General features: G+C 58.6%; 14 protein-coding genes and 2 pseudogenes. 10 read left to right on the top strand and 6 right to left on the bottom strand.

What is annotated here, in order from left to right; all coding sequences use genetic code 11:
• Positions 1–268: 268 nt before the first annotated feature.
• From GNZ13_RS52325 to GNZ13_RS16425, 4 genes and pseudogenes are all read left to right on the top strand, one after another.
• Positions 269–1,156 (top strand): energy transducer TonB, encoded by an 888-nt coding sequence (locus GNZ13_RS52325; RefSeq protein WP_236002029.1) that lies wholly within the window; start codon positions 269–271, stop codon positions 1,154–1,156.
• Positions 1,157–1,166: 10 nt separating this feature from the next.
• A complete protein-coding gene (locus GNZ13_RS16435) occupies positions 1,167–1,871 on the top strand; it encodes a MotA/TolQ/ExbB proton channel family protein (RefSeq protein WP_172166193.1) in 705 nt (234 codons plus the stop codon).
• Positions 1,868–2,290 (top strand): ExbD/TolR family protein, encoded by a 423-nt coding sequence (locus GNZ13_RS16430; RefSeq protein WP_172166190.1) that lies wholly within the window; start codon positions 1,868–1,870, stop codon positions 2,288–2,290. The genes GNZ13_RS16435 and GNZ13_RS16430 overlap by 4 nt, the downstream gene beginning before the upstream one ends.
• A 131-nt stretch (positions 2,291–2,421) precedes the next feature.
• Positions 2,422–2,715: pseudogene (locus tag GNZ13_RS16425) on the top strand (IS110 family transposase); the annotation flags it as partial.
• Positions 2,716–2,826: 111 nt separating this feature from the next.
• Here the strand turns inward: GNZ13_RS16425 and GNZ13_RS16420 are convergent.
• Positions 2,827–3,045, bottom strand: a complete 219-nt coding sequence (locus GNZ13_RS16420) for a hypothetical protein (RefSeq protein WP_216674873.1) — start codon at positions 3,043–3,045, stop codon at positions 2,827–2,829.
• A gap of 616 nt (positions 3,046–3,661) precedes the next feature.
• On the opposite strand from GNZ13_RS16420, the gene GNZ13_RS16415 reads away from it, so the two are divergent.
• Together GNZ13_RS16415 and GNZ13_RS16410 are read left to right on the top strand one after the other, a co-directional pair.
• Complete coding sequence (locus GNZ13_RS16415; protein ID WP_172166187.1) at positions 3,662–4,282, top strand: c-type cytochrome; 621 nt, start codon at positions 3,662–3,664, stop codon at positions 4,280–4,282.
• 216 nt (positions 4,283–4,498) lie between these two features.
• Complete coding sequence (locus GNZ13_RS16410) at positions 4,499–5,080, top strand: hemerythrin domain-containing protein (RefSeq protein ID WP_172166184.1); 582 nt, start codon at positions 4,499–4,501, stop codon at positions 5,078–5,080.
• Here the strand turns inward: GNZ13_RS16410 and GNZ13_RS16405 are convergent.
• The 5 genes from GNZ13_RS16405 to glsA form a co-directional block, all read right to left on the bottom strand.
• Positions 5,077–5,325 carry a c-type cytochrome gene (locus tag GNZ13_RS16405; protein ID WP_216674872.1) on the bottom strand — a complete coding sequence of 83 codons (249 nt, stop codon included), beginning with the start codon at positions 5,323–5,325 and terminating at the stop codon, positions 5,077–5,079. The genes GNZ13_RS16410 and GNZ13_RS16405 overlap by 4 nt on opposite strands.
• A gap of 351 nt (positions 5,326–5,676) precedes the next feature.
• The gene (locus tag GNZ13_RS16400; RefSeq protein WP_172166181.1) at positions 5,677–6,117 is read right to left on the bottom strand and encodes an ester cyclase; all 441 of its coding nucleotides are present in this window, start codon (positions 6,115–6,117) and stop codon (positions 5,677–5,679) included.
• A gap of 38 nt (positions 6,118–6,155) precedes the next feature.
• Entirely contained in the window at positions 6,156–6,503 is a 348-nt protein-coding gene (locus GNZ13_RS16395) for a hypothetical protein (RefSeq protein WP_172166178.1), read from the bottom strand.
• Positions 6,504–6,707: 204 nt separating this feature from the next.
• Positions 6,708–7,283: a hemerythrin domain-containing protein gene (locus tag GNZ13_RS16390; RefSeq protein ID WP_172166175.1), complete on the bottom strand. Its 576-nt coding sequence runs from the start codon at positions 7,281–7,283 to the stop codon at positions 6,708–6,710.
• 842 nt (positions 7,284–8,125) lie between these two features.
• Positions 8,126–9,184 (bottom strand): glutaminase A, encoded by a 1,059-nt coding sequence (glsA, locus tag GNZ13_RS16385; RefSeq protein ID WP_236002027.1) that lies wholly within the window; start codon positions 9,182–9,184, stop codon positions 8,126–8,128.
• 214 nt (positions 9,185–9,398) lie between these two features.
• On the opposite strand from glsA, the pseudogene GNZ13_RS16380 reads away from it, so the two are divergent.
• From GNZ13_RS16380 to GNZ13_RS16365, 4 genes and pseudogenes are all read left to right on the top strand, one after another.
• A pseudogene (locus tag GNZ13_RS16380) lies at positions 9,399–9,683 on the top strand (IS66 family transposase); the annotation flags it as partial.
• A 126-nt stretch (positions 9,684–9,809) separates the two neighbouring features.
• A complete protein-coding gene (locus GNZ13_RS16375) occupies positions 9,810–11,069 on the top strand; it encodes a site-specific integrase (RefSeq protein ID WP_172166172.1) in 1,260 nt (419 codons plus the stop codon).
• Positions 11,066–12,010 carry a tyrosine-type recombinase/integrase gene (locus GNZ13_RS16370; protein WP_172166169.1) on the top strand — a complete coding sequence of 315 codons (945 nt, stop codon included), beginning with the start codon at positions 11,066–11,068 and terminating at the stop codon, positions 12,008–12,010. Before GNZ13_RS16375 ends, GNZ13_RS16370 begins: the two co-directional genes overlap by 4 nt.
• Positions 12,007–13,011, top strand: coding sequence for a tyrosine-type recombinase/integrase (locus GNZ13_RS16365; protein ID WP_328807238.1), 1,005 nt, complete (start codon positions 12,007–12,009; stop codon positions 13,009–13,011). The genes GNZ13_RS16370 and GNZ13_RS16365 overlap by 4 nt, the downstream gene beginning before the upstream one ends.
• Positions 13,012–13,152: the final 141 nt, after the last annotated feature.

The following is a 13,152-nucleotide window of genomic DNA, read 5'->3' as shown; positions in this document are numbered from 1 at the left end:
ATGTTCTCTGACTGCGGTTTTCGATGTGCCCACTTCCAAGCAACATCGATGCCGGATATCGACGCTATGCGACGCGATGTCAAACGCTGTACCGCGTTTGCCTTCGCTCATGTGACACCTGTGTCGAATTGGTACAACGGTGTTCCGAACGGGGACACTGAACGCATACCTTCGGACCGCGCTTGATCGAAACAAGGCCGCATGTGCGTCCTCACGACCGGCACGCATGTTGCGATCCGAACGGCAATCAGAATCCGGGGGGGCGTGCATGATCACTTCAACGCTGAAAAGTGCAAACGCGGCACGACGCAGAGTGCGTGGCCTGCAGTGCGCCGTGGCGGCGAACCCGCCGGTGCGCGTCGCAGCGAGCCGACTGCCGCCGCACACCACCCGCGCTTTCGACGACCTTCGGGGAGCGCGCGCGCATGCCATTGCGCTAGTCGTGCTTGCCGTCCATTGCACGGTTGCGCTCAAGGCATGGCGCGTGTCCATGGAAAATCTGGAATACACGACGCCGCATGCGCTGGACCTGCAATTCGAGGTAGGGGGTGCCGTACCGCCACCGGCCGCGCTTTCAACGCAATCCGCAGGCCGCACCGCCGACCTGGCGCCGGCTATGGCATCGCCCGCACCACCGCCTTCGATCTCGCCGCGCCGTGCAAGAGATATGGCCACCCCGAGAAACTCAGCTCAGGCTTCGCCATCGAAACCGCTCGCGAAGACCGCGCCGAACAATGCATTGAAGTGGCAGCCTGCGCCCTCGACTGCGACTCCGACCACGACGCCACAACCGGTGTCCACCGATGCCGGTCGCGAACCACTGAATGCATCGGCCGCAAAATCAACGGACTCCCAGCCGACGCCGGAACCGCTCACCGAACCCAGCTTCGGCGCTGCTTACCTGCGCAATCCTCCGCCGACCTACCCCGGCGTGGCCCAACAGCGCGACTGGCAAGGCACCGTACTGCTCAAGGTCCACGTGCTGGCCAGCGGCCGGCCAGACCACGTCGGACTCGCGTCGTCGAGCGGACACGAATCGCTCGACGACGCCGCACTCGAAGCCGTCACCAACTGGCGTTTTGCGCCGGCCCGGCGTGGCGATCAGGCGATCGATGGATGGGTCCAGGTACCCATTGAATTCAAACTTGGCACCTAAGGCTATGAATATGTCTGACTTCGCCACACGGCTCATTGTCGACGCTTCGCTTTGCATGCTCGCTGCCTGTTCGTTGCTGACGTGGTTGCTGATTTTGTACAAAGGCTGCGCGTACTGGCGTCTTGCTTCTGAGAACCGGCGCTTCACGGCGCTTTTCTGGAGCGCCGCCGAGCGCGATCCGTCGGGCATGCCCAGTAGCCCGTCACACGCATCGGAGTGTCCGAAGGCACGCGTGACGCGCGCCGGTTTCGCCGCATGGTCGGGAACCGCCCCTGCGGAGACGGCATTGTTCAATGCGGAATTCGTGGCCTGGGATCGCCACGAACTGCTCGATCGCTTCCTGAACCAGCAGATCCAGAGAGAAAGGCGCGCGCTTGAACGAGGCTTGACGCTGCTTGCATCGATTGCCAGTACCGCGCCGTTTATCGGGCTGTTCGGCACGGTGTTCGGCATTATCCATGCCCTGCACGCGGTCGCTGTGGGCAGCGCGAGCGGGATCGAAGGGGTCGCCGGCCCGGTCGGGCAAGCACTGACTGCGACGGGGATCGGGATCGCTGTCGCCATCCCCGCGGCACTGGCCTACAACCTCTTTGTGCGCCGCGTTCACGTCTCGATTGCCGATCTCGAAGACTACGCCGCGGATCTCGTCAACGTTGCACAACGCAATGGTTTTCGCGCGGCGACCAGCGCTGAACGGGCGGAGGTACTCACATGATTTCCCGTTCGAATGAAAAAGACACGGACCAACCGCTCGCTGAAATCAACATCACGCCGCTTGTCGACGTCATGCTGGTACTCGTCGTGATTCTTCTGGTCTTGGCTCCGATGTTGACCAAAACACTGAATATCGATCTGCCGAAGGTCGCAGCCAGCGCGCCCGAAGCGCACGATTACGCGGTGACAGTCAGTCTCGATGCGCACGGCAAGCTCGCGATCGACGGCCACGACGTCGCCCCGGACCAACTGGAGCCGACGCTCCGGCGCATCGCAGCGCAGAGTGACCGGACTGTGGTGAACCTGCGTTCCGATCAAAGCCAACCATTCGGCGCTGTTGCGAATCTGCTCGGCAAAATCGGCCATGCGGGCATCGCGCACGTCGCAGTCGTAACGGCGAACGTGGAGCCACGGAATTGATGTAGCCCGGTCCTGCACTTCATACCCTTTTCATGCCGTTGACGTAGATGCTATGTGGGAGGGCAGCGACAGAAAGCCCGACTGGAGTAAAACGGGACTTGCACACTCGTTTTCTCCGAAGGAGCACGCAAATGGATACGCCTGACACAGCCCTCCGTGGGCAGAATACGACGGCAGGTGGCCGCCTGTACATGGCTTTTGAACTGGGCGAGAAGAACTGGAAGCTCTCACTGGGTGATGGACAGCGCGCGCCCAGCCGCTGTACGGTCGCCACCGGTGATACCACGGCGGTTCTCACCGCCATCGCCAACGTGAGGGCGCGTTGCCATCTCGGCGCCGACGCACCCGTCTACAGCTGTTATGAAACAGGCCGCGACGGTTTCTGGCTGCACCGCTGGCTGACTGAACAGGGCATCGTCAATCTCGCGCGTCGGCTTCTGGTGCTAAAAATTCTTTGTTGAACTGCGCGGCGCAGATCTGCTGAGCCGCGTTTGCATCACGTGACCGGCCGCCCACCGAAAGGCGTGACCGAACTGCTAACCTTCCGTCTCCGGGATCGTTTTCACGATCATCGAGAATAATTTGCCGAGATCTTCTTCGCATTTGACCCCGTCGAACGGATCACGATTTGCTCCAAAGGCGACGTCGATCTCCACCCAGTCCTCCTTTGTCAGCAGACGTCGGGCGGCCGGCAAAATCAACGTCTCTTCCATACACCGGTGGTCTGTATGGAACTCGGCATACGCATCCACCATGGCGCGGTTCCCGAAGTGCGGGAGTGCCCTTCAGTTCATACCGGGTCAGCGCGTGCTCAATATTTCTCAACCTAGGTGTTCAAAATGCGTTTTGACACAATCTGGACCATGCAGAGACATTCGCGCGAGAGCCGCAAAGCGGTCACTTTTGGCATCCACGATTCAATTACCTGGTCCGGCCAGTCCGCAAGTTCATCCTCGGCTACGTCAAGGGCTCCGTGCATCGCCACCTCGATATCGAGGTGTGAGCAGTGTCTCATATGTAGCTGCTTACCTGCCCGTGTAACAACGTCGAGGCGGCCCTCGTAGCCGTTGGGTCGGCCTCAATGTCAGACTTTAGTTCGGCAATCAGGCCGCATGCCAGCCTGGGCTCGCCAGCGAACTCGACCGCCATCTGTCCGGAAGGAATGTGAAGCTTTAGCGCATGACTGGTGCCGTCGACCCACCCCTCGTTGCCCTCCAGTTTGATGGGGAACATTACCCGCGCCGTTTCGTATGTGTGAAACCGCACGCCTGCCTTCAACTTTCCCTGCGCGCCGAGCCTGGATAGCTCATATGCTGACCAGATGGCCCGGGCACTGATATTTTCAATCCGCTCAGCCTGACGAGAACGTCCATGAAAAAGATATTTGCTCCCCGGATGTCCGCGGTCGCGCTACTTGCCGCCGCTGGCATCGCCTTGATACCAGCCCTCACACAAGCCGAGGATGGCGCCCGCATTGCCGGGCAGATTTGCTCTGGCTGCCACGGCGTACACGGGCGCAGCGAATCGCCGATGTTTCCGAAGCTCAACGCCCAGACACCTGAATACATCGAAGCCCAGCTCAAGGGATTCCACGAACACGCGCGTGGTGAAACCGCTGCCCGCGATTACATGTGGGGCATGGCCGCACTGCTGGACGAGGCAGCCGTCAAATCGCTGGCCGATTACTACTCGCATCAGGCCGCAACCCGGGGCGCGGCGGGTGACCCCACCTTGATGGCCAAGGGGCAGGAAATCTTCGAACACGGCGTGCCGGACAAGGGCGTGCCGGCTTGCGCTTCATGCCACGGCGCGCAGGCCCAGGGGGCCGGTACGTTTCCGCGCCTCGCAGGGCAACATCAGGAGTATCTGCTGCGTCAGATCGAGGTCTTCCAGAACGGTACCCGCGGCAACGCGCCCGTGATGACCGCCGTCGCGCATACGTTGAGCGCCGACCAGGCCAAGGCGGTTGCGGCCTTTCTGCAATCCAGATAAGCAGTTGCCAATTTATGCGGCCGACGGGCGCTGACCCCATGCGCCACCCAGTCCGCACAGCCGTTGATCTCCATCAAGGCAGTGGCGTGGCGCGCTTTGATGTCGAGCGGAGGATGACTAGCATTAAGGTATCGGCGCAGCTTCCAGCTCATGCCGCTGGTGTGAAGCAGCAAATCGATTCGCCAATGCTTTTCATGTACTGCTGCGGAGTTTGATATGCAGTCTCTGGGACCGCGTTCTGCCATAACCGTCATCCTTCATGAACACGAGCAGATGTCGACCGTGGTAGAGGGCATGCGGCGCTTTGTGGGCCTGCTGGCAGCAGGTACGCCGGCTCCGGGCCTCATGGTGCTTCGGGCGATGCTTTACTACATCCGCGAGTACCCTCAGCAGGTGCACCATCCTAAAGAGGATCGTTATCTGTTCACGCCGCTGCGGGATCGGACGGATGAATTTGACCACGTCCTTACGGAACTGGAGTCCCAGCACGCTCGAGGTGACGTGAGGTTGAGGGATATCGAGCACGCGCTGACCCGGTATGAATTGAAGGGTGCTCCCGCACTTCGAGAGCTGCGAGCCTTGGTGGATGCGTATGCCGAGTTCTATGCAGACCACCGGTGTATGGAAGAGACGTTGATTTTGCCGGCCGCCAGACGTCTGCTGACAGAAGAAAACTGGGCGGAAGTCGACGCCGCCTTTGGCGCAAATCGTGATCCGTTCGAAGGGGCAAAACTTGAAGACGATCTCGGCAAACTATTCTCGATGATCGTTAAAACGATTCCGGAGGCGGAAAGTTAGCAGTTCGGTTGCGCTTTTCGATGGGCGGCCGGCCACGCGATGCAAACGCGAACAACCGCCCTCTCAAAGAGTTTTGTCTTCCATTCACTCGCATCGCCAACGAGCTTCGATCCCGTGTCGCCCTTGCCGTTTTGGCCATGTAAACTGGCGCAATTTTCTTGGTAGAGGGCTTTCCCGTCTGGTGGCGCAGCCACGACCGAGGCGCATAACCACAGCATTGTGACTGCGATAAACGTACGCTTCATGACAAGCTCCCGAGTAAGCCTGGATCGGATTCGTTTACGCCGAGCCTATGGTCGGCAACGTCAACTTCATCGAGCACGGTATTCTAAAAATACTCAAGCACCCTCTTTCCCTGCGATCAAGTTCGGTGGCAGTGTGTGCCATACGTCTCGTCTGCGCACGAGCGATTTCTTGCCTCTCGCGGGCGTCACGCGATTTCGCCACCATTACCGGAAGCAAATTGATCTCCCGGGACGACCTCGGTCGCGCAATGAAAAATCCACAGTAGTCGAACGTTAGAGTCTCGATGCAATCCGAACTTGCTGAACAACGGAAATGCCCACAAAAGCGGCATATCTGCCGACAATGCTTGTTCAATTGAGACTGGGCGGCAGCGTTCCGAGCTGATGGAAGACACTTAGCCAGTCCTCGAGATGCCAGGTTTTCGCTATACGTTCGTCGCGGAACTCGTGAAAAGAGTGAATCGCAAACTCGATTGGCTTGGATGTCGCTGCGATGCCCATCAGAGACCCAGACTGCGTTCCCCTGACTTTTGCCCGCACGCCAACCATGTTCCCGTGGATCAATACATCCAAGATCTGAATGTCCATGTCCGGCAGCGCAGAAGCTAAGTCACCAAATACTGGAATCATCTGGTCTGGCCCCCCGGCCGGCCCGAAAGACGCAGGCACGTATTGCCAGTCGGGCGTAACAACCGTCCGCAGAAGCGCGACGTCTTTTTGAGCGTGCGCGTGGTAAAAGCGGCCAATGATCCGCTGCGCAAGCTCGCGGGTTACTTCGTTCGCTTGGACCATGGCATCACCTCTCACCGACAGAAGACGACACGCCCGGTCTAGAGTGCGTGCTGCAAGGCAAAATCGAAGACGAGGATGCCAATGGAACAGCCCACCCCAGCCAGGACATTTGTAATTCGATGATCGAGATCGTGATGTCGCCCCAACCAGGCTCCCAGGAGGAAAGCGACTTCGACAATGATCTGGAGTGCGACGAACACGAGCATGAGCAGATACTCATAGCCCATAAACTTGTAGTTTGAGAAATTCATCCCGTAGTCGAAAATCCACCTGCCGACGCGATGAGTTTCGTAGACGAATAAAAGAAACGGGAACAGATAACTGGCAACATACGTGGGCATCGTTGCGTGCCGCAGTTCCAGACGAAAGTGGTGCATGGCTTGCATATCGCCTCCCTTCTCGGCGGCAAGCGTCCTCACATCCTGTCACATCTGGAACGATCTGGCGGGCGGTCAAACATTCCATGAATGTCGCTCGCAGAATGCGCTCTTGCCGGGCTGAACTGACGATCACCGGATGAAGGGCACTTACCGTCTAGCATGAACATGCACCAGCGCTGTCGCATTGACGCAGATCAACATTTGCATTTCCTAAGGTTCCCGGATGGCCTTGACGATCATTGCAAAGAGGCGGCCGAGATCTGCCTCGACCATGACGCCGGCGAACGGATCGCGGTTTGTGCCAAACGCCTCGTCCAGCTCGTTCCAGTCCTCTTCGGTCAGCCACTGACGCGCGGCAGGCAGAATCACCTCTTCTTCCAGGCGTCTGTGATTTGCGGAGAACGCGGCGTATTCTTCGACCATCTCGCGCAACACCGGGAGCGCGGACTCGCCAACCAACTGGTATCGGGTCAATGCATGTTCGATGTTTCGCATTCGAGCCTTGCCCTGAGCGTGCTGTTCCTCTAATTCGTCGATGGTTTTGTCGAGGTCGTTGGCATGGTGCCGCAAGCGCGCGAACAGATAGCGCTCTTCTTTGGGATGATGTTGCTGCTCCGGATATTCGCTAATGTAAAACAGCATGGACCGAAACATCGTCGGTCTAGGCACGTCTGCGCCGGCACCGAGCAGTTTGACAAAGCGTTGCATGCCCGTGACGACCATCGATAGCTGCTGGTGTTCCCTAATGATGATCCGTACGGCCTTTCTCGCTACCGGCGTTTGCATATCGAACCCCTTACCCGTCGACACGGCGTGTTCAGCCTGCGATCGCCTGAGTCCCGTGTATCAAAAGTATGGAGGGCACGACGGGTACCCCGATGATCTGCATCAAGGATTCAGGTCAACTCTCGGCCTCAAAGCGGTGTGAGGATGCTTCTGGCAATAGCAGATGTTGCCCCGCATGACCGCTCCAGCTAAAAAATTGCCGTTGAGTCTCCTTGGGCAGACAGACGTCCGTGTTAGCCTCGAAACCCGCCGTTGATGGGATAGCGCATCAAGGGGGCAGCTCCGGGCCAGAGCGTGTCAAAACGCATTTTTGAAGCGCTAAAATTTTTCATCCGATAGCGGAGGATGTGTTGAGGTTCGTTAATTCCGCTAATGGCGTCCAATCACGCTACTAATGAGAAATCCCTCTATCTCATTGATTTTTTGACCGAATCCAGAAATTCGCTTCACCGTGGCGCGTTGCGTTTTCGCAACGCGGTGCACGGCTCTTGTCCGTCATTTCTGCGAATACCCCTTTCATGTCCGCTAATTGCGCTAATACGTCTTGTGGATGTGCGCGCACGATTTTTCGAATACCGCCCAATCCAACCAGGTTGGCTCGCCTCAATTACCTCGTGACCTGTGGCAGCCAATACCGCGCAACCTCTTGCCACACGGCCTTCCTGCACATGCTGGCAGATCCACCAGCAAGAGTGAAACCGTGAAAACGCTAATCGTTTCTTTACCTGGAATCATCTGATGCCATCAGCCATATAGCGAACTACAGTCGCTGCTCACCTAAAATCAGGCGGTATTAGCAGAATTAGCGTACCCAGTAGCGGAATTAACGAACCTCAACAGCACTACGCGCCAAAGACGTCGAGTTTCAATTGGCTGGAGATATGCGCGATAGCCGCTTGAGCGCGGACGCTGTTGCCATAATTATCGAGCGGCGGAGAAAAAGCGGCGATCGCCATTTTGCCTGGCACCACCGCGAGCACGCCGCCTCCGACGCCGCTCTTCGCCGGCAGCCCGACCTGGTACAACCAGTCTCCGCTGGCGTCGTACATGCCGTTGAGGGTCATCTCCGCGAGCATTTCGCGCACGTTGGCCTCTTTCAACAGTCTCTTCCCGCTGACCGGATGCACGCCCTTTGCGGCTAGCACCGCGCCCATCGTCGCGAGATCCTTTGCACTCACCGCAACCGAGCACTGGCGCGTGTACAGATCGGTCGCGGCGATCGGATCGCTGTACATGTAGCCATAGCTCTGCAGCAGCCAGGCAATGCCCCGGTTGTGCTGATTCGTGTCCGATTCGGATTTATAGACCTCTTCGTTCACCTTGAGCTCGTGGCCTGCAAACGCGCTCATTTCACCGATGATGTTGGCCCATTTCGCGTCGGGACTGCTTCCCGGCACGAGACTCGTCGTCGCAATGGCACCGGCGTTGACAAACGGATTGAGCGGCTTGCCGCCATGTAACTCGATCGCCTGCACCGAGTTGAACGGCATGCCCGTGGGCGATGCGCCGATCTTCTTGCGCAATGCGTCGGCACCGATGTCGTCGATCACGAGCCCAAGCGTGAATAGTTTCGAAATCGACTCGATCGCGAACGCGTAGTCGACATCGCCCGCCGTGATCGTATCGCCCGTGGCGGTCACGACGGCGATGCCGAACAGGTTCGACGGAACCGTCGCCAAGTACGGAATATAGTCCGCGTTCTTGCCGTCCGTGAGCCCTGCGAACTGCTGATGCGCGTCGTTGACGGCAGCACGAAGCGCATTGCTGGACGGCATATCCGCCGGGCGGACCGTCGCGGCCGCAGCCTGGCGGCCAAGCAGTGCCAGCATGGACAGGCCCGTCGCGCAAGCCAGCACGTGTCGCCGGCCCGAGTTGGCAACTGCTAAATTTCTATTTAACATTCGGATTGCTCCTCTTCCTGAAATGACCTTTGTTCGCAGGATGTGGCCGTAAGCCGCATCTCCGACGCGCGAGTGGCAGTAGCGCTAACCGTAGTATTGGTGTGCTAACCAGTCGCCGCCATCGATTCTGTCCTAAAATTCTGTCAGAATTTCCTTATAGACCGTTTCAAAAAGACTGCTCCGTACGTCTGAAGATGTTCTAGCAGACGGCGCGCTCTATGATGTCGAACGTGACGCTGCCGAGTTGAAACCAGATCGAAGAGGTACTCTGCGTCAAGAGCGTGCCAGACCGATCGCCGACGCATTGCATGCCTGGATGGTGGGTCAGCGCAAACTCATCTCCGAGGGATCGGCGATTGCCAAGGCGCTCGACTATAGTCTCAAGCGATGGGAGGCGCTGACGCGCTATCTGGTCTAGGGGCATGTGCCCATCGACAACAACTGGTTGGAAAATCAGATTCGTCCGTGGGCCACCGGTCGCTCTTATCGTCGGTTTGCAGTTATCGAAGGTTGAGCGCTGGATATGGGGCATAGCACCTGTTTTCAGTGGTATCCGACCTCTCACGAGCTTCCATAACTTGGAGTACTTTCCTCGTGCTGTTTCGTGTTTTCGAGGAGAGTTGCCATGTCCACGTACTCGCGCCTCAAACCCGGGCATATTCTTGCCCAACGCTGGTTTGCCAGGGCCGCATTGGATGCGCATGCAGATGCGTACTTCCAATATCTGACTGAACGCGGTTATGCCTGGGAGACAGTGGAGCGCTACTTCAGGAGTGTCGCCCACTTCGTCCGCTGGGTCTCGCAACAGGATGTTGCTCTTTGCGATCTCAGCGAGACGCTGGTCAACCGGTTTCTCGATGGGCATCTGCCCCATTGCCGATGCGCCCCACGATGCCGTCGCTATAGAGTCGACGCACGCGCCGCGCTGAAGCACTTTCTTGCCATGCTCGGCAAGGTTCAAACACATCTGGTCCCGAGTGTTTCCGCGTCAATTGCAGCAGAACTGGCAGGTTTTGAGCGTCATCTCGTAGAAGTCCGCGGTCTTTCCGATAGCACATGCACCGTTCGGCGGCGCGACGTCTTGGAGTTTCTTGTCGATCGTTTCGGCACGAGCACTGTACGCATTTCGAAGCTCGGTCCGGCGGATATCGTTCGCTTTGTCATGCGTCGCACGCATGGACTCACGCCCGGTTCGGTCAGGAGCGTAGTCCTCTCGCTGCGCAGCTATTTCCTGTTCAAGGCTAGCTGCGGAACACCCACCACTTCACTCATCGCGGCACTGCCACGGGTCGCCCTGTGGCGCCTCGCCGGACTGCCCGAGGTTCTCACGCCTGTCGAGACCGGGCAACTGCTCAACGCTTTCGATCGCGACAGCGCCACGGGCATGCGCGACTTCGCAATTACGCGCTGCCTGCTGGACCTGGGCCTGCGACGCGCGGAGGTCGCGCACCTGCGCCTGGATGACATCGACTGGCGCGCTGGAGTGTTGAGGATTCGCGGCAAGGGCAAGCGAACCGACGTCGTGCCGCTTCCACGATTGACCGGCCAGGCGATCGCAGCGTATCTGGAACACGGACGCCCGCAGACCACACGGCGCGAGGTCTTCGTCCGCCATCGGCCACCGCTCAATGCCGCGGCTAACGTGGACATCGTCCGAAACGCTGTTCGTAACGCTGCCGAACGCTGCGGTCTGCAGCAGCGCGTGCGCGGCACGCATATATTCCGACACACCATGGCATGCCGGATGGCACAAGGTGGTGCGCCGTTTAAGGAAATCGCCGACCTGTTGCGTCACCGCAGCCTCAACACGACGACGATTTACGCGAAGGTCGATCTTCCCGCGCTTCGGTGCGTGGCGCTCCCATGGCCAGGGAGGCGGCCATGAACGCACGTACATCATTCTCGACCTGGATCGACGATTACCTGGCCGTTCGCCGACGTGCAGGCTTTCGGCTTGAAACTGAAGGCACGCAGCTCAGGCAATTTGCGCGCTTCGCCGAACAGGTTGGCCATTCTGGTCCGCTGACGGTACGACTTGCCGTTCAGTGGGCCAGCAGTTCACACACTGGCCGACGGCTAACGGCTGCACGCCGGATCGAGGTGCTTCGGCCCTTTGCGTCTTATTGCCGGCAGTTCGATCCCGCAACCGAGATTCCGCCGCGAAGCCTGTTCGGACGTGCTCATCGGCGGTTGACACCGCATGTTTTTACAGACAATGAGGTCCTTGATCTGTTGGCTGCCTGCGATCACTTATATCCGTCCGGTGGCCTGCGCGGTGCGAGCTGTAAGACAATCTTTGGATTGATTGCGGCAACAGGCCTGCGCGTCTCGGAAGCGACGGGGTTAACCCGTTCGGATGTCGATCTCGAGCGACAGCTGCTACAAATTCGATATGGCAAATTTGGCAAATCGCGTTGGGTGCCGATACATCCCACCACGGCGGAAGCATTGCGCACTTTCGTCAGCAAGCGCGACCGCGATCCTCTCGCTGGTACAACCGACGCATTCTTCGTGTTCGATTGCGGTCGACCGGCCTCGACACGAAGCGTCGAGCGTGTCTTCAAAGTATTGCGCACAGCCTTGAAGTGGCGCGCTCGAGGAGACCATCCCGCACCGCGGCTGCAGGATCTTCGACATTCGTTCGTCTGCCATAGATTGCAGGAGTGGTACGCTCGCGGGCTGGACGTTGATCGCAGCATTCTTGCTCTGTCGACCTACCTCGGGCACGCCAAGGTCACGGATACGTACTGGTATGAAACAGCTACGCCCGAATTGCTGGCGATCGCAGCCCGGCGCTTCGTGCGCTGTCATGGAGGTGCATCGTGAGACATTCCGCCACCCAGACCTTTGCCGTCCTGGTACAGAAGTTCTTTATGCAGCGCTTGCAACAGCAACGACACGCGAGCCCTTGCACTGTGACGGCCTACCGTGACAGCTTCCGGTTGCTCCTGGCCTTTGCTCATCAACGCTTGCACAAACGGCCAAGCGATATCACCATCGAAGACCTGGACGCGCCATTCATCCTCGACTTTCTCCGGTACCTCGAAGAGGATCGGCGCAATTCGATCCGCAGCCGGAACGCGCGGTTTGCCGCCATCCGGTCGTTCATGGAATACGTTTCATTCGAGGAGCCGTCAGCCATGGCGATAGCGCAGTCGGTACTGGCGATTCCCATGAAGCGGTTTGAGCAACCACTGGTAGGATTTCTGTCCCGTGAGCATATCGAAGCGATTCTCGCGGCTCCAGATACCGGAACATGGACGGGGCAGCGAGACCACATCATGCTGGCAACGCTTTACAACACGGGCGCTCGTGTTTCGGAACTCATTGACATGCGCGTGTCCGATCTTGTGCTCGGGCCCACCTCATGGATTCGCATCCATGGCAAGGGCCGCAAGGAGCGCTCAGTCCCGCTGTGGCCCGACACCGCCAAAGACCTCAAGCGCTGGCTACGGCAATATCCACGTGCCCCTCAGGAACCGCTATTTCCCGGTCGATCTGGCGCTCCACTCACACGCATCGGTTTCACTGACCGGTTGAAACTCGCTACCCAGATTGCCTCACGACAGTTTCCGGAGCTCGTCCGGCGTCGGATCTTTCCGCACCTCGTTCGCCATTCCGTTGCCATGCACATGCTGCAGTCGGGCGTTCCCGATACAGTCATCGCGCTGTGGCTTGGACACGAAAGTCCCGCTACCACCCATCGCTATGTCGAAGCGGACCTGCAGATGAAAGAACGGGCATTGAAGGCACTCCAGGCGCCATCACGCGAGCCCCTTCGATACCGGCCGAAAGATGATCTCCTTAGGTTCCTGGAGACCCTATAGTTATTGATAGTTCGTAGCTGACGCACCACAGATCACGCATTCACATCGATGCCGTTGTCCCGCAAATACAGGGCTCCGGCATCGATCGTCGGTTGTTCACTCGATACACTTCCAGCGAACCTTCGATAACTGCAAACTGAC

This window comes from Paraburkholderia elongata (assembly GCF_013177735.1).
GTDB classification, from domain to species: Bacteria; Pseudomonadota; Gammaproteobacteria; order Burkholderiales; family Burkholderiaceae; genus Paraburkholderia; species Paraburkholderia elongata.
Note: the sequence above shows the minus strand (reverse complement) of the source record. Positions and strands in the feature narration are given on the sequence as shown.

What these genes read in the sequence shown, in the direction of transcription:
- GNZ13_RS52325 (WP_236002029.1), top strand. Translation starts at nt 269, where the DNA reads ATGATCACTTCAACGCTGAAAAGTGCAAACGCGGCACGACGCAGAGTG.
- GNZ13_RS16435 (WP_172166193.1), top strand. Translation starts at nt 1,167, where the DNA reads ATGTCTGACTTCGCCACACGGCTCATTGTCGACGCTTCGCTTTGCATG.
- GNZ13_RS16430 (WP_172166190.1), top strand. Translation starts at nt 1,868, where the DNA reads ATGATTTCCCGTTCGAATGAAAAAGACACGGACCAACCGCTCGCTGAA.
- GNZ13_RS16420 (WP_216674873.1), bottom strand. Translation starts at nt 3,045, where the DNA reads ATGGTGGATGCGTATGCCGAGTTCCATACAGACCACCGGTGTATGGAA.
- GNZ13_RS16415 (WP_172166187.1), top strand. Translation starts at nt 3,662, where the DNA reads ATGAAAAAGATATTTGCTCCCCGGATGTCCGCGGTCGCGCTACTTGCC.
- GNZ13_RS16410 (WP_172166184.1), top strand. Translation starts at nt 4,499, where the DNA reads ATGCAGTCTCTGGGACCGCGTTCTGCCATAACCGTCATCCTTCATGAA.
- GNZ13_RS16405 (WP_216674872.1), bottom strand. Translation starts at nt 5,325, where the DNA reads ATGAAGCGTACGTTTATCGCAGTCACAATGCTGTGGTTATGCGCCTCG.
- GNZ13_RS16400 (WP_172166181.1), bottom strand. Translation starts at nt 6,117, where the DNA reads ATGGTCCAAGCGAACGAAGTAACCCGCGAGCTTGCGCAGCGGATCATT.
- GNZ13_RS16395 (WP_172166178.1), bottom strand. Translation starts at nt 6,503, where the DNA reads ATGCAAGCCATGCACCACTTTCGTCTGGAACTGCGGCACGCAACGATG.
- GNZ13_RS16390 (WP_172166175.1), bottom strand. Translation starts at nt 7,283, where the DNA reads ATGCAAACGCCGGTAGCGAGAAAGGCCGTACGGATCATCATTAGGGAA.
- glsA (WP_236002027.1), bottom strand. Translation starts at nt 9,184, where the DNA reads ATGTTAAATAGAAATTTAGCAGTTGCCAACTCGGGCCGGCGACACGTG.
- GNZ13_RS16375 (WP_172166172.1), top strand. Translation starts at nt 9,810, where the DNA reads ATGTCCACGTACTCGCGCCTCAAACCCGGGCATATTCTTGCCCAACGC.
- GNZ13_RS16370 (WP_172166169.1), top strand. Translation starts at nt 11,066, where the DNA reads ATGAACGCACGTACATCATTCTCGACCTGGATCGACGATTACCTGGCC.